The organism is Streptomyces sp. MBT53, assembly GCF_016654115.1.
Taxonomy (GTDB): Bacteria; Actinomycetota; Actinomycetes; order Streptomycetales; family Streptomycetaceae; genus Streptomyces.
In genome coordinates this window covers 1-22,148 of record NZ_JAEQAZ010000099.1, presented here as the reverse complement: position 1 = coordinate 22,148, position 22,148 = coordinate 1, and the positions used below count along the sequence as shown (strand labels likewise).

The window sequence follows — 22,148 nt, the reverse complement described above, 5'->3', positions numbered from 1 at the left end:
CCGGCAAGGGCAGGGACATGGGACCGGTCGACCTGAACCGCAGGCACCCCGCGGCGGCGCCCGGCCCCGGCCGCGAGCCCGGCCGTCGCCCTGATCCCCGGAGCCCGGAACCGCTCGCCAAGTACGGCGTGAAAGAAGCGGACGCGCGACGGGCCGACGACTCACCGACGGAGGCACCGAGTTGAGGCACCCGAGACCGACGACCCTGCTCGCCGCCGCGGTGATCGCACTCCTCCCCGCCACGGCCGAGGCCGACACCACCTACCCCGACCCACAGCCCGTCACCGGCCGGCAGATCATCCACGACCCCACGGTCATCCACCTCAAGTCCGGTGGCTACGTGGCCTATTCGACCGGCGGCGTCATCGGCGCCCGCACCTCGAAGGACCGCGTCCAGTGGGACGACGCGGGCAACGCCTTCGCCACGCCCCCGAGTTGGTGGTACGACTACAACTCCACCGGCGACCCCTGGGCCCCCGACCTCTCCTACCGCGCGGGCCGCTACTGGCTCTACTACGCCGTCTCCTCCTGGGGCACCAACCACTCCGCGATCGGCGTCGCCACCTCCCCGACCGGCCTCCCCGGCACCTGGACCGACCACGGCAGGGCGTTCACCTCGGAGACCACGGACGACTGGAACGCCATCGACCCGGCGATCGTCCGGGCCGACGGACAACTGTGGATGGCCTTCGGCTCGTACTGGACGGGCATCCGCATGGTCCGGCTCGACCCCGCCACGGGCAAGGCGCTCCCGGGCGCGCCGGTCGCCCAGTTGGCCACCCGCCCCGACGCGCCGTACGCGGTCGAGGGCGCGTACGTCCTGAAGCACGGCCGCCACTACTACCTCTTCGCGTCCTACGACGCCTGCTGCGCGGGCGTGAACTCGACCTACAAGATCCGGGTCGGCCGCTCCACGTCGGTCACGGGCCCGTACGCGGACAGCACGGGCAAGCCGATGCTCGCGGGCGGCGGCGACCTGCTCCTCGCGAGCCACGGCCGCTACATCGGCCCGGGCGGGGAGTCCGTCTTCCAAGACAAAGGTCAGGATGTCTTGGCATACCACTACTACGACGGAGAGGATTCAGGCATTCCGAAGCTGGGGCTCAACACCCTGAGCTGGACAAGAGACGGCTGGCTTCTTCTCAAGTAGGCACCCCTTCGAAAGGACCCCATGAGCACGCGCACCGCCCGCTTCACCCTCGACCCCGCCTTCACGGTCGGCGAAGTCAATCCCCGCCTCTTCGGCTCCTTCGTGGAACACCTCGGCCGCTGCGTCTACACCGGCATCTTCGAACCGGACCACCCCACCGCCGACGAGAACGGCATCCGCCAGGACGTCCTCGACCTCGTGCGCGAACTCGGCGTGACCGCCATCCGCTACCCCGGCGGCAACTTCGTCTCCGGCTACCGCTGGGAGGACTCGGTCGGCCCCGCCGAATCCCGCCCCCGCCGCCTCGACCTGGCCTGGCGCTCCACGGAGACGAACCGTTTCGGCCTCTCCGAGTACATCGCGTTCCTGAAGAAGATCGGCCCCCAGGCGGAGCCGATGATGGCCATCAACCTCGGCACCCGGGGCGTCGCCGAGGCCCTCCAACTCCAGGAGTACGCCAACCACCCCGCCGGCACCGCCCTCTCCGAGCAGCGCGTCACCGACGGCGACAAGGAGCCCTTCGGCATCAAGGTCTGGTGCCTCGGCAACGAGATGGACGGCCCCTGGCAGACCGGCCACAAGACCGCCGAGGAGTACGGCAGGATCGCCGCCGAGACGGCCCGCGCGATGCGCCAGATCGACGCCGACGTGGAACTCGTCGCCTGCGGCTCCTCCTCCCAGGCGATGCCGACCTTCGCCGCCTGGGAGTCGACGGTCCTCCAGGAGACGTACGACCTGGTCGACTACATCTCGCTGCACGCCTACTACCAGCCGCTCGACGGCGACCTCGACTCCTTCATCGCCTCCGCCGTCGACATGGAGTCCTTCATCGAGAACGTGGTCGCCACCGCCGACCACGTGGGCGCCCGCCTGAAGTCCAAGAAGAAGATCAACCTCTCCTTCGACGAGTGGAACGTCTGGTACACGGCGGACTGGGAGGAGCACACGAAGAACGCGGACCCGGCCGACTGGCCGGAGGCGCCGCGCCTGCTGGAGGACAACTACAGCGTCATGGACGCCGTCGTCTTCGGCTCGCTCATGATCGCGCTGCTGCGGCACGCGGACCGCGTCACCGTCGCGTGCCTCGCCCAGCTCGTCAACGTGATCGCGCCGATCATGACCGAGCCGGGCGGCCCGGCCTGGCGGCAGACGACGTTCTTCCCGTTCGCGCAGGCCTCGAAGTACGGCCGGGGTCAGGTCCTGGACGTCCGCGTCGACTCCCCGACCCACGAGACGAAGCAGTACGGCGAGGCCGACCTACTGCACGCCACGGCGGTGCGCGCCGAGGACGGTTCGGTCACGGTGTTCGCCGTCAACCGCAGCCGCACCGAGTCGCTCCCGCTCCAAGTCGGCCTGAACGGGCTCGACTTGACGTCGGTCGTGGAGCACAGCGCCCTCGCGGACGCCGACCCGGACGCCCGGAACACCCTCGACGACCCCGAGCGCGTGGCCCCGCACCAGGTCGAGGGCACCGCACTCCAGGACGGCACCCTGACCGCCGTACTGGAGCCGCTGTCCTGGAACGTGATCAGGCTGGCGTAGCTTTCACACCGACTGTCGGCCGGGGGAGGCCACCGGGGTCACCGGTACTCCTCCGGCCGCGCTGCCCATGAGCGTCAGCCGTACGTCCTTCGGGCCCGCCGGTGTGGTGCCGTCGGACAGGACGGCCAGGGCGAGTGTGTTGGTGCCCCGTGTGCGGAGGATCCCGTTCGGCAGGGCGAAGGTGTGCTGTGGGCCCACGTCGTTGATGTACTGGCCCATGTTCCAGCCGTTCAGGAAGATCTGGACGCGGTAGGCGCGGGCCGGGTCGTCGTCGAGGACGAGGCCGATCGAGGCGTCGATGCCGGTGTCCACGGCGAGCTTGAAGGTGGTCCGGTACCAGGCCACGCCCTGTCGCTTGTCGGCGCGGGGGAGGGTGACGGGGTCCCAGCCGGAGTCCGCGAAGTCCGGCAGATGCCAGCCCTCGCGTTCGCCGTACAGGCCGCCGTTGTTCTGCGGGCCGCGCACCGGGTCGGGTGCCGTCTCGCCCTGGAGGCGCCAACTCACCTTCGGGGAGGCGCCCTTGAAGGTCACGGCAGTGAGGCCGCGGGCGACCTTGTGGGTGTCGAGGGCCTTGCCGTCCTGGTCGTGCTGCATCCGCCGGACCAGGACGGACAGGACGTGCGGACCGGCCGTGCGCAGCTTCTCCGGGACCGCCAGGGTCGCCTTCGCGGTCCAACTCCCCTGCCGGACACTGGTGGTGGTCGGCACCGGCATCCGGTGGGTGCCGAGCGGTTCGCCGTCGAGCCAGGCCATCAGCAGCCCTTGGGTGCCGGTGCTGTAGGCGAGGGTCACCGATTCCAGGGCGTCGGCGGCGGCCGTGGTGAACCGGCCCCGGTACCAGACGTCGCCGTAGTGGAAGCCGTAGTCGTCGGAGAAGAGCACCGGCTGTCCGGACGGGACGGCCGTCGTGCTGAACGACGAAGTCCTGTTCGCCACAGTCCACTTGGAGTCGTCGAAGGCGACCGCGGCCTCCTGGTTCTCCACCTTCCGCCGCCAGCCGTCGAGCACGGGGAGCGGTACCGCGGGCACCCCCGGCAGCAGCGCGTCCGGGTTCGAGCGCAGGCTGCCCGCGGTGGTGACGGTGGCGGGCACGGCCTTGCCGTTCCAGGTGACCTCGGTGATCCCGCGCGGTCCCCACACCTCCAGGCCGGTCTCCGCGATGGTGTCGCCGGTCAGGTGGGCGGTCGTACCGCTGACGGTGGCCTCGCGCAGCAACGCCGGACCGTAGACCAGCGCGGTGCCCGAACCCGTCTCGTAAGGCCACAGGCGTACGGAGCCGGCCTCGTCGGCGAAGACCAGCAGGAGGGGGTTGTCGACGCCGCCGCCCTGGACCAGGACCCGGGTCAGGCCGCCGATGCCGAGCGGGACGGTGACATGCAGGATGCCGCGGTCCCACACCCACGCGGCCTGCGCGTCGAGCCGGGTCACCACCGGCTCCTCCGGGCACTCCACCACGGCGTGCGCCATCTCGCCGCGCCTCCCGGCGAACACGGCGATGTCCTGCCGTCCGGCGGTGAGGAACATCATCGGGGTGGCGGTCGAGTACCTCAACCTCCGTCCGCCGAGGTCGAGTCGGGTGACGAGCAGGAGGGCGTCCTGGGCCGGGACGGTGACCTCGATGTCGTCGTCCGAGGTCGACAGCGTCGAAGTCACCTCCGCCGCCGTGTCGTTGCGCAGGACGTAGACGTGGGAGCCGGTGTCGGCGTTGGTGAGGTGGTACGCCTTCAGGCCGGTCACCGTGACGTCCGCCGCCCGGTCCAGCTTGGCGAAGTCGGGCACCGTCCGCAGCAGATGGCCCAGTTGGTGCATCGGGACGAGCTTCGAGGTCGGGTTGCGGCCCTCGTCGAAGGCGGCGCCGTAGTCGTACGACGTGTAGACGACCGGCGCCGGCAGCCAGCCCCACGAGGTGCCGCCGAAGGTCATGTAGACGCTGTGCAGGGTCAGCCCGTTGGCGAGGTTGGTGAGATAGAAGCGCCGCTCGTACGCCGCGTCACGCGTCCGGCGCGACTCCGCGTACCCCTTCCCCTCGAACCAGGACCCGCCCCACGGGTCGAACCAGCCGCCGCCGAACTCCGGTACGAAACCGGGGGTCTTGGGGCTGGCGGTCGCCCCGCCCTTCGCCCCGCCGATCCCGAAGTGGCCCCAGTCCGGCGGCGGTTGGGTCGGCGAGGGATACCCGTCGAAGCCGTACAGCCAACCGCCGGTGTCACCACCGGTGTCGAACGACCCCGGGGTCCAATAGCCGTTGCGGCCCTTGTCGTTGTGGAACAGCGGGACGTCGATGCCGTCGGCGCGCACCTTCTTGTACAGGTGGGACATGTAGGCGACGCCGTCCGGGTGGGTCACCTGGCCGTCGTACTCGTTCTCGATCTGGTAGAGCAGCACCGTGCCCGTGCCCTGCGTGAACAGGTGCTTGGAGACGATGGAGTTGACCTGGGTCAGCCACTCGTCGACGTGCGAGAGGTACGTCGGGTCGGCCGTCCTGGCGGTGCCCTTGGTGGCGGTCAGCCAGCCGGGGAAGCCGCCCGCGTCGATCTCCGCGTTGATGTACGGGCCCGGGCGCAGGATGACGTAGAGGCCGGTCTCGGCGGCCGTGCGCAGGAACAGGTCGAGGTCGCGGACGCCCGTGAAGTCGTAGCGGCCCTGGGCGGGGGAGTGGTAGTTCCACGAGACGTAGATGCTGACCGCGTTGTAGCCGAAGGCGCGCATCTTCTGCAGGACGTCCCGCCACAGGGACGGGCTCGGCAGCCGGAACGGGTGCATCTCGCCCGACCACAGGACCAGGCGTCTGCCGTCGACGAGCAGGGAGTAGCGGTCGTAGCCGATCGTGTGCGGCAGCCCGTCCGCGCCGGGTGGGGCGGGGGGCGGGCCGGTCGGTACGACGTGCGCGGCGTACGCGTCCGGGGAACCGGCGCTGCCACCTCCCAGCGCGAGTCCGAGCGCGGCCGTACCCGCGAGGGTGCTGAAGGTACGCCTGCTCAGCTCCACTGGAAGCTCCTTTCGGGTCCGGTCCGTCGGCGGCACGTGCGAAGCCATTTTCCGTGGTGATCCCGGGAGGCCGTCGTGCGGGGTCATTCTGTACGCCAGAACGGCCCACAATGGACGCATGAGGATCTCGGCACGGGCGGATTACGCGGTACGGGCGGTACTGGAGCTCGCCGTACGGGGTGACGACGGCCCGCTGAAGGCCGAGACCATCGCCACCACCCAGGGCATCCCGCACAAGTTCCTGGAGGGAATTCTCGGCGATCTCCGGCGCGCCGGGATCGTCGACAGCCGGCGCGGCGGGGGCGGCGGCTACCGGCTGGCGCGCGACGCGACCGCGATCACCGTCGCGGACGTCATACGCGCGGTGGACGGCCCGATCGTGTCGGTGCGCGGCGAGCGCCCCACCGGCCTCGCCTACACGGGCTCCGCCGAGCCCCTCCTCCCGCTGTGGATCGCGCTGCGCGCCAACGTCCGCAAGATCCTGGAGGGCGTCACACTCGCGGACATCGCGGCGGACGCGCTGCCGGAGCCGGTACGGGCGCTGGCGGCGGAACCGGCCGCCTGGGAGAACCCGTGACGGCTCGGAGTGCGTGCGCGGCAGTGGTGGCTGTCTGCGGGGTTCTCGCCGGCTGCTCCTCCCCGGCACCGGTCAGTGACGCCAGTCCCGGTGATCCGTTCACCCGGACCTTCGCGGAGGGCCGGCGGCCCGTTCTCGCGGATCTCGCCGGGACCTCGTTGGACGGCGGCGGCATCCGGCTGTCGGACTACCGGGGCGAGGTCGTGCTGATCAACGCCTGGGCCTCCTGGTGCGGTCCCTGCCGGGCGGAGGCGCCCGAGCTGCGGCTGGTCCAGGAGACGTGGGGCGGGCGTGGGCTGCGGGTGCTGGGGCTCGACAACGACAGCAGCCGTGCCGCCGGGCTGGCCTTCCAGAAGGACCACCACCTGGGCTATCCGTCGCTGCACGATCCGTCGGGGAAGCAGGCCCTGCGACTGCCGCGCGGGCTGGTGAACACGCAGGTGATGCCGTACACGATCGTCGTCGACACGACGGGGAGGGTGGCGGCGACGCGGATGGGAGCGGTGACCCGGAACCAGCTCGCGAAGATCGTCGAGCCGCTGCTGCCGAAGTAGTCGTCCTCGTTCGTGTCCCGGGCCGCATCCGGATTGACCCCGGGGCGTCACCGTGCCGTACGGGATGTGGGCTGCCGCTCTGGCGTACTCGGTCCGTGTCCTTCGCAGGGACGAAGCGAGGGAGACGCGGACCGAGTCCGAGTCCGCCGAAGGGCGGCAGCCCGTCAGGGTGTGATCGGCGGTCGCCGATCAGTGCGGTGCGATCAACTGCCTCCCGGTCAAGTAGTGCTGACGCCCACGGTCAGGGTGGCCGTGTAGCCGTCGGAGACGCTGGTGCCGAGCGCGGTCAGGGTGAGCAGGCCGGACGCGGACCCTCCGTCGTCGTAGATCGTGTCGTCGGCGAGCACCGTCTCGGCGGTGGTGTTGTCCGAGTACGGCGAGGTGGCCTGCACCTTCTCGTTGAGATCCGCGTCGAAGAACAACTGGCCGGTGTGGACGACCGTGCCGCCGGTGTAGGTGCCGTCGGCGACCGTCACGCCCGTGTGCACCCGCATATGGACGTGGACGGCGCGCGAGACGTAGTGCCCCGGCCAGATGGAGATCAGACTCACCTGCCCACTGGTGTCGGTCAGTTGGCCGCCGCGCAGGAAGGTGCCGTCGTCGTCCTCGGTGTGGCCGTTCTTGCCGACGTAGCCGGAGTACTCGCCGAGCGCGTCGCAGTGCCAGAGCTCGACGAAGGCGTCGGCCAGCGGTGCGCAGTCGTTGTCCTGGTCCACGACGGTGAAGGTGTACTGGACCTCGACGCCCTCCTTCTCCTCTCTGAGGTCCGTGCGGACGAGAGCGCCGTCGAGCGAGTACGGCCCCTCGGTGACCTCGGCGGTGAGGGTGCAGACGCCGGTGGATGCGGACGCGGACGCGGACGCGTCCGTGGAGACGGTGCTGGTCGCCTGGTCGGTGGCCGTCGTGCTGCTCGTGACCGTGTCGGCCGAGGCGAGGCCGGCTGCCACCAGGCCTCCCGCCAGGGCCGCGGTGCCACCGCCGATCAGGACCCGGCGGCGCTGCATCCCCTTGTCGCGGCGGTGCCGGGCGGTTGGTTGGTCGGGCTGCTCGTTGTGCTCTCGTTTTCCCGTCATGGACAGCGAAGTTAGGGCCGTACCTGAAGAATTCCTTAATGTGCGGCTGTGAAGGGCCTGGGGACGGATCGGTCAACGCCCGCTTATTTCCACAGAGTTCACACACTGTGGAGGGCGTGTGAAAGGCGCGACTGTGAATGGCCTGAGTTCGCCCTGACCGCTCCCTGTGCGGCTCCCTACGATGCGAGCGCCCCGTCGGTCTTCACAGGAACTTCATTGGTTCTTCAAAGATTGGGTCTTCAAGGGCCTGGGGCACAGCCACCCCCCAACACAAGGAGAAACCATGCCTGGTGGGCTCCTCCTGAGTGGTGCGGTCGCCGCACTGCTCGCCACCGCGCTGCCGTCCGCGCAGCACTCGTCGTCGCCGGTCTTCAACGACCCGCCGCCGGACAAGATCGTCATCAACGTCGCGACCGTGAACGGTTCGGGCTGCCCGCAGGGCACCACGGCGGTCGCCGTCTCCGAGGACAACACCGCCTTCACGGTGACCTACAGCGCGTATCTCGCCCAGGTCGGCGGCAACTCCGACCCCACGGCGTTCCGCAAGAACTGCCAGCTCAACCTGGTCGTCCACGTCCCGCAGGGCTTCACCTACGCCATCGCGAGCGTGGACTACCGCGGCTTCGCCTCGCTCCAGCGCGGTGCGAGCGGTGCGCAGAAGGCCTCGTACTACTTCCAGGGCTCGTCGAGCACCGTGGCCAAGAACCACCCGTTCAGCGGCCCCTACGACGACAACTGGCAGGCGACCGACAGCACCGACTGGGCCCAACTGGTCTGGGCGCCCTGTGGAGTTCAGCGCAACTTCAACATCAACACGGAGCTGCGGGTCGCCGCCGGCACCTCGTCGTCCAGCGCGGTCAGCTTCATGACCATGGACTCGACGGACGGCGACATCAGCACGATCTACCACATGGCGTGGAAGGAGTGCCCGGCCTCCTGAGGTGAGGTGGGGGTGGCCCGTGTCGCACCGCGGGCCACCCCCTTGGCCCTTAGGCCCTTAGGCCCTTAGGCCCTTAGGCCCTTGGGCCCTTGGGCTCAGCTCTGCTGGACGCCGAGGGTCAGCGTGCCGGTGTAGCCCGACGAGGTCGAACTGCCCAGCGCGGTAAGGGTCATGAGGCCGGACGCGGCGCCTCCCTCGTCGTAGATCGAGTCCTGCGCGAGGGTGGTGCGGGTGACCGTGTTGGTCGAGTACGGCGAGATCTTGGCGACGGCGGTGGTGATCGTCTCGTCGATGAACAGCTGGCCCGTGTGGAGTTCCTGGCCGCCGGTGAACGAGCCGTTCGAGGTGAGCGTGACGCCGGTGTGCACCTTGACGTGGATGTGCACGCAGCGGCCCCGGTACCAACCCGGGTAGATCGTGGTGATGTTGGCGAGTCCGGCGGCGTTCGTCAGGACGCCGCCGCGCAGGAAGGTGCCGTCGTCCGCTTCGCTGTGGCCGTTGTTGCCGACGTAGCCGGAGTACTCGCCGAGCGCGTCGCAGTGCCAGATCTCGACGAGCGCGTTGGGGATCACGGCGCAGGTGCTGTCGTTCACGACGGTGAGGGCCAGCTTGAGCGGGATGCCGGCCTTGCCCTCGGTGACGTTGGCGCGGACCAGGGCGCCGTCGAGGTAGTAGGGGCCTTCGGTCATCTCCTTGGTGAGGGTGCAGACGGCCGCGGCCGCGGCTTCTGCGGCGGTGGTGGTGGGGGTTGTGGGGGCTTCGGGCGCGGCGGCGCCCACGGCCAGTACGGCGGCCGTGGTGCCGGTGGCGATCAGTACGGTGCGGCGCCCGATCGGGTTGGTTCCTGCTCCATTTTCTGTCATGGACACGGCATCCTAGGTAAGGATCCTGTTGGCCAGCTGTGTGGTTGGTAAAGTGACCTATCGTCAAGTTTGCTGTGAGACAACCTAGTTGGACGTTCCGGGGGCCATGCTCCGGGCGACCGCGGCCCGGCGCGTTTGGTGGTCCGGGGCCGAACTGCCGCTGTCGAGAACCGAGTTCGACCTGCTGGAGCTGCTGGGGCGCAACGAGGGGCTCATGTTGGACCATGCCGAGCTCTACCGGCGGGTGTGGGGGCCGGAGGCCGGTGTCGACGTCAAGAATCTTGCGGAATGCGTCGGTTACCTGCGGCGCAAGCTGGCCGAGGCCGGGGCGCCGGAGCTGATCCACACCGTACGGGGCGTGGGGTGCGCGGTGCCGCGGTCATGACGTGAGATCGGGGTTCTGGTGGGGGTGAGTCTGCGCTCGCGGTTCGCGGTCTCCTTTGTCGCCGTGGGGGCCGTAGTGGCGCTGCTGGTCGGGGTGTTGAGCTACCGGGCCGCCGCCGACCGGGTCATTGCCGAGATCGACCGGACCCTGCGGTCGGCGACGGTGGCGCTGGCCGGGGACGGGACACCGGCGCTGTCCGGCGCGGTCACCGAGGGCTCCGACCTCTACCCGGGACCCGACCGGCCGGGCCCCCGGGACGAACCCCCGCGCGAGGTCACCGTTCAGTCCGTGGCCACCCACGGCACCACCACCCGCCTCGGCGGCCCACCGGTACCGCTGCCCGTCTCCGACACCACCCGCGCACTCGCCGCGTCGGGCTCACGCGGCCAGTCCTACGTCACGGAGGTCGTCGTCGGCCACGCCACACAGCGCCAGCTGACCACCGCGCTGGGCGGCGGCCGGGGCGCGCTCCAGGTCGCGGTGCCGGTCGACCAGACGCACTTCGTGCTGGGCGGCATGGCGAGGGAGATCGCCGCCGCGAGCCTCGCCGTCATGCTCGTCGCGGCGGGCGCGGGATGGCTGCTCGCACGACGGATCACGAGGCGGCTGGTGCGGTTGGCGGAGGCGGCGGAGGAGGTCAGTGCGGAGGGAAGGGCTGGTGGCGGACCGGACGACGGTGGGCTGTTGGATGGTCGTGTGGCCAGTCGGCGAGAGCGAGTCGGACGGTTCGGCGAAGTCGGGCGGCTTTCCGTGTCGTTCGGGCGGATGCTCGATCGGCTGGCCGCCGCGCGGGAGGCGCAGGACCGGCTGGTGCGGGATGCCGCCCATGAGCTGCGGACACCGCTGACCAGCCTGCGTATCAATGCGGACGTACTGCGCCGCGTCGCCGAACTCTCTCCGGACGCCCGGGACCGGCTGCTCGATGACGTCGAGGGCGAGACCCGCGAACTTACCCACCTGGTCGACGAGTTGGTCGAACTGGCACTGGCCTGTGGCCGGGACGAACCCGAACAGGTCGTGGAACTAGGCGAGTCGGCCCGTCGCGCCGCCCGTCGCACGCACCGGCCGCCTCGTCCGTGTCGACGCCGACGACACTGTGGTCCACGGCCGACCCCAAGCGCTCGAACGCGCGGTGGGCAACCTGCTGGAGAATGCGGCCAAGTTCGCTCCCGACGACCATGCACCCATCGAAGTGCGTGTCCGCCGGGGCGAGATCACCGTCGCCGACCGCGGACCGGGCATCACCGCCGCCGACGCCCCGCGCGTCTTCGACCGCTTCTACCGCGCCGACACCGCCCGCGCGGTCCCCGGCTCCGGACTGGGCCTCGCCATCGTCCGGGATGTGGCCGAGGCGCATGGCGGGACCGTGTTCGCGGGGACGTGGACGGGGGGCGGCGCTGCGGTGGGATTCACGGTGGACGGGTCGAGGCTGGTAGGGCGAGACGGCTGAGGGGCCGCTTCCCGCACGTCGACGTCCTGGCCGTAGGACTCGCCCACCCCGGGATCCTGACGGCCTCTCTGGCCGCACACGCCTAGGCAAGCACCGACTTCACCCGGCTGCCCGACGCGGTCAGCCGTCGCTGCAGTTCCAGGTGCGGTTCACCGCGGCCACCGCCCGGCGGCCAGATGGCGGCGGCCATCGCCCGCGGACTGCGCCTCATCCCGGACGAGCGCGAGCCTCTGTTCCTGCTGCGCGGACACCGCACACCGCACCGGCATCTGCGAGGCGAGCACGTCAACCCGGGACTCATGCGCATCCTGGACCGGCTGCAGGACACCCCGGCACAGGTCATGGGCCCCCTCGGCGAGACCCTGCTGCAGATGCCGCCCGCCGTCGCCCTGCTCGGCGAACAGACCCACTACACCGGAGCGCCCGCACCGCCTCCCACCGCTGGTCCACCGATCCGACCGCCCGCGAGCGGTACCTCCCCGCCGACCACGTCCTCAACAGCCGTGTGAACGTTGCCCTGTTGAGGACCGTGGCCACCAGGGAACGGCCCCGGTCGCGGGCCGCCGGTGTCGTGGCGAGTCTGCTGCGCCTCATCCTGTTCGCGGCGTTGTGTGGGACCGGAAGGAGGCCGGCGGGCGCTGGAGCGACGCCAAACGGTTCGTCCACCCGCAGGTCGTACGCCTCTACCTGTTCTGCCAGAACCTGCCGGACCCCGACCAGTCCCAGTCCGTGCTCGTCTTCACCGCGACACCGGGCACCCGAAAGCCACGACAAACTGGACCTGTTGAACGTCCTCGGCCCATCACTCGAACCAGTTGGATGACGTCGTTCCGTCCGGCTCCAGGCCATAGCGCTCAAGGCGTTTCAATTCTTTCTTCTGGCCGGTTCTCTGAAAGTGCCATCTGAGGCAGGTGTAGAGCGCGAGCCCTCTACCCGTGCCCAAGCTGATTCCACGGCGCAGATGCCGCTCAGCCTCGGCGAAACGTCTCTCGTCCTGAAGTTTGCTTGCGAGCACGATGATTGTGTACGGATCGTTCGGTTCACTGTCCGGAGCCTGCCCTCCAAAGTACTCGTCATACACATCCGGATCGTCGAGCAGCCACATGACATCCTGGATGTCCTCGCGCATATGTTGGCGCAATCCGTAGAAGTGGCTCCCGCCGGCCTCTTGCGCTCTTTCCCGCCATTTACTGGACTCTCTGTCCTGTCCTCTGATTTGGTGGGCCATCGACAGAGCGTCCATGGCGTAGGCTTCTCCGGCCTCGGCTCGTGGCAGACAGAGTGCTTTGACCTCGTCGAGACGGCCTTTGCTCGCAAGGCAGCGAGCCAACACTTCGTAGGCGCGCTGGTCGGTCTCCGCCGCCGGCCTGGTCAGTGCGACCGCGATGCGGTAAAAGCCCCTGTACTCCGCGTTGGAGGCCAGCCAGGCGCGGTCTCCGGCCGCGATGGTGTGCCGCGCGAGGGCGTCCCACAGCGGCATCGACAGGACGGGCAACCGTCCGTCTTGCGCGTGTGCCGCGTGCTGGACGAGGAAGTCCGCCGCCCGGTAGCCATCGATGACACTCATCTTCGAACCATGGGGTGCCAGGGCCGATGTTGCCCCATGCGTGGGCTTTGAAGCGAACGCCAACGCCTGCTCCAGCCAGTCGTGCGGGGCTTTCGCCTTCTCATGTGCCGAAAGATATGACGGTACGGTTTCAGCCAGGAATTCCTTGGGCAGCGGACCTTCAACTCCCAAGCGGCGTGCGTCGACCGCGGCTGTGATGACGTATTTCGCATATGGACTTGGTGCTTGGAGCCAGCTGTTCAGCAACTGTGGGCCGGCGGCGAGCAACTGTGTCATTCCGTTGTCGGGGGTGCTCAAAGCCAGCCTGATCCGTGGGTCGAACTGTGCGGCCTCTCTTGCCTGTTCGTTCTCGGATTCGTCGAGAGTGCCGCTCACTGAGATCCTGTGGGCGAGGCCGAGCAGTTCCGTGTCCTTGGACCTGACCTCTCGTGCGTGAAATATCGAAGGGACATGTCGGTCATAGTCTTCCGGCCAGATCGTCCCAAGGATGACGGCCCCGGTCTGAAGGAGTGCGCGGACCAGATTCGGCGTGAGTTCGCTCGCCTCGCCCAGGTAGCGCTGGATGTCATCGAGCCAGACGATCGTCTCCTGACCGGGGAGGTCCACGAGCTCCCACAGAACCCGAAGGTCGGTGCGGTCGGGAAAGACGAGCCACCAGTCCTTCAACTCGGCCTGCGCCGCCTCGTACAGACTGCGCGTCTTGCCCACGGAGGAACCGCCCAGCAGCAGGACGAAGCATCCCTCCGTCTTCCCCCTCCGGATCGCCTCCCGAAGCTCGGAATCGAACGTACGGGGTACGTACGGCGGCAACTCGTCCGGCGTGCCGGGCGCCTGGATCGCGGCGTGGACTCCGAGACGGCGCGCTCTCGTGTCCCGGACCTTGAGCCGGATCGCCCTCCCGGTGCCGGGTCCGGCACCGGCGGCGGCCGGCCCGGGCAGGATGGGGAGGTGCGCGGGCTCGACACCGAGGATCCGCCACCAGGAGGCCGCGTCGGTAAGAGTGGCGATCAAGTTGACGGGAACGATGGTGAGATCAGAGGCACCCTGGCGCGGTGCGTGCTCGGACACAACTCCGAGGACCCTCCCATCGGCCAGAACCGCCGCGCCGGACATCCCCGACCACGGCGACTCCGCGAGTCCGGTGTGCGTGGCCGGCAGCGGCAGCGGAGTGTGCGTCGTCCGCAGGGTGAGCAGCCCTGATATCAGGTTCTGCGACGTGGGGATGCGCCCCTCCACCTGCGCGGTGTCGCGGACCATTTCCCCAGCACGGCCGTGCTCCATGAACCTCGGGAATCCGATCGCACTGCAGGCTTCGACCACGGCCGGTTGCGGTGAGTGGCGCGCCACCTGGGCGTACCCGATCCTCGGGAGTGGTTCGACGTCCTGGCCGAGGGTGAGAATCGCGAGGTCGGCGCGTGTGAGGTCGCCGACGAGGAGCCGTTCCGCAGGCCACTCCTCCTTGGGTGCACCGGGTGCACCACCAGGACGTCGAACGGTCAACTCGCCCTCGACGGCGGCATGACCCGAGGTGAGCACATGCCGTCCGTCGATCAGGAACCCTGAGGCGCTTCGCCATCGCGGTCGGGCGCCAAGGCCGCAGTCGGCCAGCACTTCCACGACCCGGCGCTGAATGTCCACGAGGTGCCTCCGGCTAGCCCGGCCTGACCTGTGAACCGCTCGCGACCTTGATGGGAGTGCCGTTGGCATCAATCGGTGGCTGCAGGACGACCGTCACCTTCTGCACGTCGTCATGCTCGACTTTTGCACCGGCCCCCGCTTCCAGCACCCAAACCTTGATCTTTCCGGTGCCGTCCGCGGTTTTGCGCATGCCGACCTGGAACTCCAGGGTCACCTGGCCCACGGGAAACTGGATGTCCGCCCCTGCGCCCGCGATCATCGCTCTACGGAGTTCCTCGCGGACATTCTCGATCGCCTCGGACAGTCCGAGCTCCGTCATGAGCCACTCCCGAAAGTGATGGGCATCGTCGGTGGAGTACCCACTTTCAGGTGGCACAAGACATATCTGTCATGACCATCGGAAATCGCCCAGGACGGCGACGTCGGCAGACACGTTCTCGGCGGCGGCTGATTTGTCGTGGAGCGGTCAGACCGCTCACCTGGCCGGTTCGGACTGTTGGGCCGCTTGGGGGGATTCGACAGCTGTGGGGGACTTGAGTTCCGGTTGTGCCCACGTCCCGGCGACCGTGGTGGCGAACGCGGTGGCGCCGGCCACGAGCACCGTGCCGACGGGGACGGTGATCGACGACAGTCGGCGGAAGTTCCTGACCTGCGACCACTTCATTCCGGCGGCCCGGGCCAGCGACCATTCCCACCACAGCCCCAGCAGCATTAACAGGACCAGCGTCTGCCCGGCGACCCCGATGCAGCCCGTCGCCATGTCGGTCCAGGAGGTGGCCACCGCATACTGCGGGTCCGCGGTAAGGGTCACCATGGGGAGAACCTCAGCCGGCAGGATCGCCAGCATGAGCCAGGCCGCCTTGCCGACGGGTGTGAGACCGCGCAGCAGTGCGTAGAAGTAGCCGTAGACGAACCCGTATAGCGCCCAGTGTGTGAACCGGAGCACCTGGAACATCGCGTCCATGTGGAACGGTATGAAGTAGTCCGCTCCTACGATGCCGCTGGTCATGGCCTTGTACGTGGCCCAGGGCAGGGCGAGCAGTTGGGCGTGCAGCGCGCCGACGAGCCCCGCGGTCCAGGGGCTGCGTCCCGCGTTCGTTCCGAGGGCGAACCGTTTGGCCCGCCTCAGCCTCGACTCGGGGTCGTCGTTGCGTCCTGGTACGGCCATGTCGCGCCAGCGGTCCCGGAAGTCCGACACCGTCATGTCGTCCACGAGCGCGGCCCGGGCGGAGCGCTGGAAGTCGGCCCGTGTGTCCCAGATCAGCTGGGTCGTGAGCCACCGGTCCATGAAGCGGGCGTGCCCCCGGCGGCTGACCCGCCGCAGTCTGGCCATGGCGGTAGCGGATCCGGGCGGCAGCAGGAAAAGGGAGGCGAGCGCGACCAGGAGCACGGCGATCGCTTCCCCCCACATCGTCAGGGTGCGCAGACTGGGGCTGCCGTACGCCGTCAGTGCCGCGCACACCAGCAGCACCCTGCCGACGGGTTCCACGGCCCGCCCGGTGTCGCCCATGGCACCGCGCCGCCAGAGGTAGGCGATCTGAAGGACGATGCCGCTGACGGTCAGGACGATGAACGGGGAGGCCGCGTACCCGGTGAAAAAGGGATGCCGGTAGGTGGCCCAGAGGTCCAGGTCCTTCTGCGAAAGGCTTGCCAGGCGGGCGAAGACGAAGGGGGCCGTCACCATCCCCCAGGTCAGCATGAAACAGACGGCTCGCGTAACAGGCCGCAGCGGGCGCCGCAGGGCGGGTCCCACAAGCGAGGTGAGCCAGGCTGCGGTGGGCCACGTGCAGACCATCACGGCCACGACTTCAAGGCTGGTCAGCTTCGGGTCTTCGTCGGACATGATGGGTGACCGGCTGAGTAAATAGGTCACGCCTACGAGCCATAGCAGGGCCGTACCGGTGGGCAGCCAGCGTCGTATCGCGCCCGTGCACAGAGGCCTGACCAGAAGGACCCCGGCGAAAAGCGAGGCCCATGCTCCCAGGCTCAGCCATACACCGGTGCCCGGCATCGTTCCCCCGGCGGCCATGAGCGGAAAGGCGAGGAGCGGTGACAGGCAGCTCACGAGGAGCACCCACCACGACGGTGGTCTGCCGGTCACCGCGCGGCGGCTGAACCACCACCCCGCCACCGGAAGGACGTACCAGAGCCACAGTCCCAGCAGAGGCCCCGGCATCCACACGAAGCCCGGCAGGATGGTGGAGTTGGCGCTCAAGCTGAAATGTATCTGCGCCTCATTCGGCGACAGCAGCGGGGCCGGTACGCCTGCGAGGCCGACAAGACACACAGGCACCGCGAGCACCAGCGTGGCCACCGCCCACCTGCGCCGGACAACCGCCCCCGCGAGTCCGGTGACCAGGAATACGGTGACGGCGACGATGCCGGCGACCGCGACCGCGAAGACGGTCAGCATCTCGCCGCGGGTCTGGTGGCGCATCGACGGAGGCCCTGTCGTCCTGATCGAGCGGCTCAGGCTGACCGAGCGGGCGACCGCCGCCGTCCTCTCCAGCGCCGCGGGCGCCGTGTCCAGGCGCCAGACGACCGCGCTTTCGGTCTGTGTCTGAACAGGGCCCGCTGTGCGCCCGAATGACCACTTCGGAGCGTTCACCCGCACGATCCAGACTGTGGGGAATCCCGCCTCGGCGGGCATCCCTTTAACCAGGTTCTTCACGTTCACACTGATCGTGACGTCCTGGGGACCCGATCGGCGCGGCAGGTAGGTGCCGTGGACAGTTTTCTCCCGCGCCGAGGTGTCGGGGGACTTCTGCGTCAGGTTCGCGGAACTCTTGCTCGAACCCACCCAGCCTGCGGCCTTGCCTTCACGGAGGATGTCGAATCCGTCGCAGTACGGTGCCCCGTTCTCGCGCACCGTCGCCAGCGCCCGGCTGTGCGCGGGCAGGGTGTACGTGCAGATCGCGCGGACCAGTACCTCCTGCCGTGAGCGGCTCCAGCCGACATCGATGGTGAGCGTCGCGGTCTGCCGTTCCGGCTTCTGGCCGTCTGCGGCCCCGGCTCGGGCCGCGCCCAGCAGACACAGGACGAGCGACAACAGCAGCAGACTCGTACTCGTTCTGAGGAACGCTGCCACCGGCACGCGCCCACCCGCCGAAAGTCCCATGGGCCCACTCCCACCCCTGAGTTGCGCTTCCTGTGCCCGGCGTCCGGAGACCCCGTCCGACCGTGATCGGACTTGACGATGATGGCCCTGTTCGTCCCCGCCCGGGAGGTCTTCAGCGGAGGTCATACAGGAAGAACGATCGCGAAGGGATCTGCAACACCCTTCAGGGGGCGAGGCGGCGTTCGGCCGAGACGGAGTAGGCGTGGCGGCGGAAGGTCAGCATCTCGTCGTCGGAGAGTTCCACGCCGGGGGCGATCCGGGTGGGGTCGAAGACCTGCTGCTGCCAGTGGTCCTCGCGGGCCGAGCGGGCCGTCACGTGCAGCTGTCCGGCCGGGATCAGCGGGCGGTGTTCGGGCCAGGCCTGTGAGGGGTCGTGGGTCGGGTCGCCCGGCTCCGCGAACTGGAACACCAGGGTGAAGGAGAGGGGCCCGGTCGCGAGCCGGGAGTCGAGGTCGCCGATCAGGAAGTCCGGGGCCAGCGTCTCGCCGTACGCCGAATCCAGTTCCACCTCGCCGAGCTGGGGCACGAGACGGTAGCGGAACGGCCTGCGCTCGCCCGCCTCGTCCACCAACACGAAGGCGTGCAGCCCGTCGTAGCGGGCGGTGGCGAAACTGGCGGGCGCCTGCTGACCCGCGAAGGACTTCAACGCCCCTCGGCCGCCGCCAGCTTCCCCTTCGCCCGGTCGGCGAGCCCGCCCTCCGTACCGGCCTTGCCCAGCGCCTCGACGAGGTCGATGAACCCCTCGGGATTGTGACTGGGGAAGACCCGGAAGGTCGCCGCCACCAGATCCATCACGCCCTTGTCGGCGTCGAGGAACTTCACGGCCATCCCGCGTACGCCGCGCGCCCGGTCGTCGGCGTCGTAGCGGCCCGACCCGTTGGAGAACCGTACGACCGCCTCGGACTCGGCGGTGAGACAGGCGGCGGTCGTCCACCGGGAGACCTGCCCGCTGGGCACGAAGTGCGCGTCGTAGACGGCGCCGCGCGCGTGCAGCCGTCGGTCGTGCGGGCGCGGTGGCGCCGCGGCCTCGATCCGGTCGACGGCCTGTGCCGCGGTCATGCCGTCCTTGGTGACCGAGGAATCCTGCGATGACTGAGCCATGCCCGCATCATCGCACCAGCGACTCCCGCAACTCCGTTCCCCGCCGCCACCACGGCGCCAGTTGGAGCACGCCGAACGACGCCTCCACGACCAGGAACAGCCACAGGAACCGAGGAGCACCCTGCGCGAGCGCGTACCCCTGCCAGGCGGTGAACAGTACCCGGGCCACCCCGTCGAACAGCCCGTGCGCGGCCAGCGGCCGGACGAGCCGCAACACGGCCCAGACGATCACCACCGACCCCATCAGATTCGCGTACAGGGTCTGTATCGGGTCCAGTTCGGGCAGCGAGCCCAGCGACGACAGTGCGTTGTGCACCAGCGCGTACGTCCACGGGGTCGCGAAGCCGGCGGTCACGACGAGGTCGTACCAGGCACTGGCCCGCACGACCCGGAGATAGGAAGCGATCTTCATGCCGCCGACGCTAAACAGTGGAGTGCGGTCCAAGGTCAAGCCGTCGAGTCATCACGTCATCATGAGGGCATGCGAATTGGGGAGTTGGCGACACGGGTGGGCCTGAGCAGGGACGCCCTCCGGTTCTACGAACAGGTGGGCATCCTCACCAGCGAGCGCCGCGCGAACGGCTACCGCGACTACCCGCCCGAGGCGGTCCCCTGGCTCGAATACGTCCGCACGGCCCAGGCCCTCGGCTTCTCCCTGGCCGAAATCGCCGAGCAGGGTGAGCTGTTGACCGAGGCCCCCGACCAAGCGGCGGCCCTGTCCGCCCTGTTCGCCGACAAGATCAGCCTCATCGACGCCCGCATGGCCGAACTGGCCGCCCTCCGCACTGAGTTGACGGCCCGCGTCGGCACGGACTGCCCACTGCGCAAGCAGCCGGAGCCCGTGGCGCGGGCGGGCAGACGGTCAGGATTCCCGGGCTGACGGCGGGCTCACTGGAGCGAGGGGTATGACGTCGTGCGCACGGTCCACGGTTCAGGGTCCATGCGCACGCTGTCCAGCGTCATCCCCGCGAGGAGCCCAAGTGCCCCCGAGACCACGCCCAGCAGCAGGGCGGCCCAGTCCGGGACGACATCAAGCAGGAACGGCAGCGCGAACAAGGCACCGACCGCCGCGATGCGCAGATGCGAGGCATGCACGCCCGGGAGGTACCGGGCGGGCCGGGGCAACGGCGCGACGGCGAGCGCGGGATCGGTCTCCCGCAGCGGAGCGGCACCGTCGCGCAGGAAGGGTTCGTAGTCCTCCTCCTTTGTCTGCCCCCAGACCACGAGCCCGGAGTCGGAGACGAACGCGGCGGGGACCAGGTGCTCCTTGTTGGTTCCGGCGATGTCCTTCCACCGGGTGGGCCAGCACAACCAGCCGCTGTGGCCGCCGAGTTGGGCCACGGCGTTGGCGAGGTGCTTGTTGCCGACGGCTCTGCTGTGCCCGGCCTGCATGGCCTGGAGCCGCACGGTCCGTTGCCCGTCGCTCTCGCCCTCGGGCACCAGCTCGACGCCGTAGGTGGTGCTGGCGGCGATCTTGCCGAGACCCTGTCCCGTCGGATACCGGTACGTCTCCAGCACAGGGGTCCCGAACCGGACGCGGACCGCGTGGACAGCACCCTTGGCGGCGTCCTCCTTGAGCATGCGCTGCATGGGGCCGAGGTAGCTCTGAAACAGGGAGAGAAGACACACGGACGTCACGACGCCGACGATGAAAGTGAGCAGGCAGTACACGGCACCGAGTTGCGAACCCCGCCCGCCGTAAGCGCTGTTGGCGGCGGCGAAGGGTGCCCAGACGACGAGGTAGGCCGTCGCGGCGAGCCCCCAGTCCCGCCGCACCGTCCCCAACGTGCCGGGTATCGCCTCCCGGGCCGAACCGGCCACCGTCATCGGTTCCACGAGCGGCGCCGCCCGACAGGCGACGAGCCACCCCACGACGAACACCGCCGCCAAGCCCAACGGCACGAGGATGTCCAAGCGCGCGTGGTGCGGGTCGTACTGGAACGCCGCCGCACCCCAGGCGACGGCCACCGACAACATGGCCGCCGCGCCGAGAGTTCTGGCAAGCGGCGTGGAAACGTGCTGCATGTGATCTCCCCCCCCGGATCAATGTGCGGAGATCATATGCGGCGTTTGATCAGACGGCGCGGATGAATTTCGTCCAGGTGGCGGGGGCGAGGGCGAGTTGAGGGCCCGCGGTGTTCTTGGAGTCGCGGATGTGGATGGTGGAGGGGCAGGTGGCCACCTCGACGCAGTCGCCGTCTCCGCTGCTGCTGTAGCTGGACTTGTGCCAGGAGAGGGCGACCTCTACGCAGTCACCATCGCTGCTGCTGCTGTAGCTGCTCTTGAACCAGGTCAGTTCAGTGGTGCTCATAGGTCTCCTCGCATGCGCCTCAACAGGCTCAAGGAGTCCTGGATGGTGAGAGCCTGCGATCGCATTCTGGCATACCGCATCTGGAGCATGCTCACCACTTTTCGATCAGTGATCAGCAGTCCGCTTGCGTGTCCTTCGGAGTACGCATACCACCGGTTGTTGGGCTCTTCGAGCAGCTGCATGGGACCGTTCAACCCGGCGTGACAGTCCAGCAGTTGGGGCACGACTTGGACTTCCACGTTCCGCAGTTCGGCGATCCTCAGCACGTGGTCGAGGAGTTCCCGCGTGACCTCCAGCCCACCTGTGCGACGCAGGAACATGCCCTCTTCCAGGATGAAGCTGAACGCCGTGTTCGGCCGCTCCCACAAGAGCCTTTGCCGCTTCTCTCGTTCAATCCACTGTGTCTCGATCTGCGCGTCGTCCATCGGGGGTAGATGCTCGTTGAACAGCGTCCGCGCGTACGCTTCCGTCTGCAACAGCCCTGGAATCATCCGGCATTCGTACGTGTAGAGCGTGATCGCCGTCTTCTCCTTCAGCGCCCACTGCCGGAACCAGGACGCCAACCCCGGCCGCCGCTCCAGGTGTTCCGCCGCCCGCCGTACCGCCCCGGTATTGCCCAACACCGGCTCGGAGTGCTCGACGAAGGCCTGGTCAGGCATTCGCCTCCCCAACTCCACGGATTCGACGGTGTGTTTGGAGAACCCGATCCGCCGCCCGAACTCCTCCCGCCCCAGCCCCGCATGCTCCCGCAACGCCTGCAACATCGCCCCGAAAGTCCGCAGGCTGTCGGACGCCTCCGGCTCGCCGCTGCCCTCGACCATGGTCACCCACCTCCCGCGCACATGGTCACGGAACGTAGCGTGTACTGTCCAGCGCGTGACCCCGTACGCT

The 22,148-nt window shown here is 69.0% G+C and carries 21 protein-coding genes and 2 pseudogenes; 11 read left to right on the top strand and 12 right to left on the bottom strand.

The genetic code is table 11. The features are described 5' to 3' along the window. The first annotated feature begins 181 nt into the window (after nucleotides 1-181). Together JHN45_RS30640 and JHN45_RS30635 are read left to right on the top strand one after the other, a co-directional pair. A complete protein-coding gene (locus JHN45_RS30640; protein WP_201051844.1) occupies nucleotides 182-1,150 on the top strand; it encodes an arabinan endo-1,5-alpha-L-arabinosidase in 969 nt (322 codons plus the stop codon). Between the two features lie 21 nt (nucleotides 1,151-1,171). Then, a complete protein-coding gene (locus tag JHN45_RS30635; protein WP_201051842.1) occupies nucleotides 1,172-2,692 on the top strand; it encodes an alpha-N-arabinofuranosidase in 1,521 nt (506 codons plus the stop codon). Between the two features lie 3 nt (nucleotides 2,693-2,695). Here JHN45_RS30635 and JHN45_RS30630 read toward each other — a convergent pair whose 3' ends face one another. After that, entirely contained in the window at nucleotides 2,696-5,680 is a 2,985-nt protein-coding gene (locus tag JHN45_RS30630; RefSeq protein ID WP_201051840.1) for a beta-galactosidase, read from the bottom strand. A gap of 118 nt (nucleotides 5,681-5,798) precedes the next feature. Here JHN45_RS30630 and JHN45_RS30625 point away from each other — a divergent pair, with 118 nt between their 5' ends. Together JHN45_RS30625 and JHN45_RS30620 are read left to right on the top strand one after the other, a co-directional pair. Further along, entirely contained in the window at nucleotides 5,799-6,257 is a 459-nt protein-coding gene (locus JHN45_RS30625; protein ID WP_019067053.1) for an Rrf2 family transcriptional regulator, read from the top strand. Further along, nucleotides 6,254-6,811 (top strand): TlpA disulfide reductase family protein, encoded by a 558-nt coding sequence (locus tag JHN45_RS30620; protein ID WP_201051823.1) that lies wholly within the window; start codon nucleotides 6,254-6,256, stop codon nucleotides 6,809-6,811. The genes JHN45_RS30625 and JHN45_RS30620 overlap by 4 nt, the downstream gene beginning before the upstream one ends. Before the next feature lie 218 nt (nucleotides 6,812-7,029). Here the strand turns inward: JHN45_RS30620 and JHN45_RS30615 are convergent, their stop codons facing one another. Then, nucleotides 7,030-7,884, bottom strand: coding sequence for an intradiol ring-cleavage dioxygenase (locus JHN45_RS30615; RefSeq protein WP_201051821.1), 855 nt, complete (start codon nucleotides 7,882-7,884; stop codon nucleotides 7,030-7,032). A 283-nt stretch (nucleotides 7,885-8,167) separates the two neighbouring features. On the opposite strand from JHN45_RS30615, the gene JHN45_RS30610 reads away from it, so the two are divergent. Continuing rightward, the gene (locus JHN45_RS30610) at nucleotides 8,168-8,824 is read left to right on the top strand and encodes a DUF4360 domain-containing protein (protein WP_200716619.1); all 657 of its coding nucleotides are present in this window, start codon (nucleotides 8,168-8,170) and stop codon (nucleotides 8,822-8,824) included. A 95-nt stretch (nucleotides 8,825-8,919) separates the two neighbouring features. Here the strand turns inward: JHN45_RS30610 and JHN45_RS30605 are convergent, their stop codons facing one another. Further along, the gene (locus tag JHN45_RS30605; protein WP_201051819.1) at nucleotides 8,920-9,687 is read right to left on the bottom strand and encodes an intradiol ring-cleavage dioxygenase; all 768 of its coding nucleotides are present in this window, start codon (nucleotides 9,685-9,687) and stop codon (nucleotides 8,920-8,922) included. 124 nt (nucleotides 9,688-9,811) lie between these two features. Here JHN45_RS30605 and JHN45_RS30600 point away from each other — a divergent pair. The 5 genes and pseudogenes from JHN45_RS30600 to JHN45_RS54460 form a co-directional block, all read left to right on the top strand. Next, nucleotides 9,812-10,072 (top strand): annotated as a pseudogene (locus JHN45_RS30600) (winged helix-turn-helix domain-containing protein); the annotation flags it as partial. A gap of 516 nt (nucleotides 10,073-10,588) precedes the next feature. Next, a pseudogene (locus JHN45_RS54465) lies at nucleotides 10,589-10,996 on the top strand (histidine kinase dimerization/phospho-acceptor domain-containing protein); the annotation flags it as partial. A 208-nt stretch (nucleotides 10,997-11,204) separates the two neighbouring features. Further along, on the top strand, nucleotides 11,205-11,522 hold the full coding sequence (locus tag JHN45_RS53275) for a sensor histidine kinase (RefSeq protein WP_307783230.1): 318 nt from the start codon (nucleotides 11,205-11,207) through the stop codon (nucleotides 11,520-11,522). Between the two features lie 176 nt (nucleotides 11,523-11,698). Then, the gene (locus JHN45_RS53270; protein ID WP_236584293.1) at nucleotides 11,699-12,031 is read left to right on the top strand and encodes a hypothetical protein; all 333 of its coding nucleotides are present in this window, start codon (nucleotides 11,699-11,701) and stop codon (nucleotides 12,029-12,031) included. 100 nt (nucleotides 12,032-12,131) lie between these two features. Beyond that, nucleotides 12,132-12,428, top strand: a complete 297-nt coding sequence (locus JHN45_RS54460) for a hypothetical protein (RefSeq protein ID WP_307783229.1) — start codon at nucleotides 12,132-12,134, stop codon at nucleotides 12,426-12,428. Here the strand turns inward: JHN45_RS54460 and JHN45_RS30585 are convergent. The 6 genes from JHN45_RS30585 to JHN45_RS30565 form a co-directional block, all read right to left on the bottom strand. After that, entirely contained in the window at nucleotides 12,325-14,727 is a 2,403-nt protein-coding gene (locus tag JHN45_RS30585) for a serine protease (protein ID WP_201051815.1), read from the bottom strand. The genes JHN45_RS54460 and JHN45_RS30585 overlap by 104 nt on opposite strands. Before the next feature lie 13 nt (nucleotides 14,728-14,740). After that, nucleotides 14,741-15,046: a trypco2 family protein gene (locus tag JHN45_RS30580; protein ID WP_201051813.1), complete on the bottom strand. Its 306-nt coding sequence runs from the start codon at nucleotides 15,044-15,046 to the stop codon at nucleotides 14,741-14,743. 156 nt (nucleotides 15,047-15,202) lie between these two features. Beyond that, complete coding sequence (locus JHN45_RS30575) at nucleotides 15,203-17,845, bottom strand: hypothetical protein (RefSeq protein ID WP_201051812.1); 2,643 nt, start codon at nucleotides 17,843-17,845, stop codon at nucleotides 15,203-15,205. A 163-nt stretch (nucleotides 17,846-18,008) separates the two neighbouring features. Then, nucleotides 18,009-18,491 carry a catalase gene (locus JHN45_RS54145; RefSeq protein WP_268982382.1) on the bottom strand — a complete coding sequence of 161 codons (483 nt, stop codon included), beginning with the start codon at nucleotides 18,489-18,491 and terminating at the stop codon, nucleotides 18,009-18,011. Beyond that, the gene (locus JHN45_RS54140) at nucleotides 18,488-18,946 is read right to left on the bottom strand and encodes a catalase (RefSeq protein ID WP_268982380.1); all 459 of its coding nucleotides are present in this window, start codon (nucleotides 18,944-18,946) and stop codon (nucleotides 18,488-18,490) included. Before JHN45_RS54140 ends, JHN45_RS54145 begins: the two co-directional genes overlap by 4 nt. 7 nt (nucleotides 18,947-18,953) lie before the next feature. Continuing rightward, complete coding sequence (locus JHN45_RS30565; RefSeq protein ID WP_201051810.1) at nucleotides 18,954-19,358, bottom strand: hypothetical protein; 405 nt, start codon at nucleotides 19,356-19,358, stop codon at nucleotides 18,954-18,956. A 69-nt stretch (nucleotides 19,359-19,427) separates the two neighbouring features. On the opposite strand from JHN45_RS30565, the gene JHN45_RS30560 reads away from it, so the two are divergent. Next, the gene (locus JHN45_RS30560; RefSeq protein ID WP_201051808.1) at nucleotides 19,428-19,826 is read left to right on the top strand and encodes a MerR family transcriptional regulator; all 399 of its coding nucleotides are present in this window, start codon (nucleotides 19,428-19,430) and stop codon (nucleotides 19,824-19,826) included. Between the two features lie 8 nt (nucleotides 19,827-19,834). On the opposite strand, the gene JHN45_RS30555 is transcribed toward JHN45_RS30560, so the two are convergent. The 3 genes from JHN45_RS30555 to JHN45_RS30545 are packed head-to-tail and all read right to left on the bottom strand — an operon-like array spanning nucleotide 19,835 to nucleotide 22,078. Beyond that, nucleotides 19,835-20,971, bottom strand: a complete 1,137-nt coding sequence (locus tag JHN45_RS30555) for a hypothetical protein (RefSeq protein ID WP_201051806.1) — start codon at nucleotides 20,969-20,971, stop codon at nucleotides 19,835-19,837. A 49-nt stretch (nucleotides 20,972-21,020) separates the two neighbouring features. Then, complete coding sequence (locus JHN45_RS30550; protein ID WP_201051804.1) at nucleotides 21,021-21,257, bottom strand: DUF397 domain-containing protein; 237 nt, start codon at nucleotides 21,255-21,257, stop codon at nucleotides 21,021-21,023. Further along, nucleotides 21,254-22,078 carry a helix-turn-helix transcriptional regulator gene (locus JHN45_RS30545; RefSeq protein ID WP_201051802.1) on the bottom strand — a complete coding sequence of 275 codons (825 nt, stop codon included), beginning with the start codon at nucleotides 22,076-22,078 and terminating at the stop codon, nucleotides 21,254-21,256. The genes JHN45_RS30550 and JHN45_RS30545 overlap by 4 nt, the downstream gene beginning before the upstream one ends. Nucleotides 22,079-22,148: the final 70 nt, after the last annotated feature.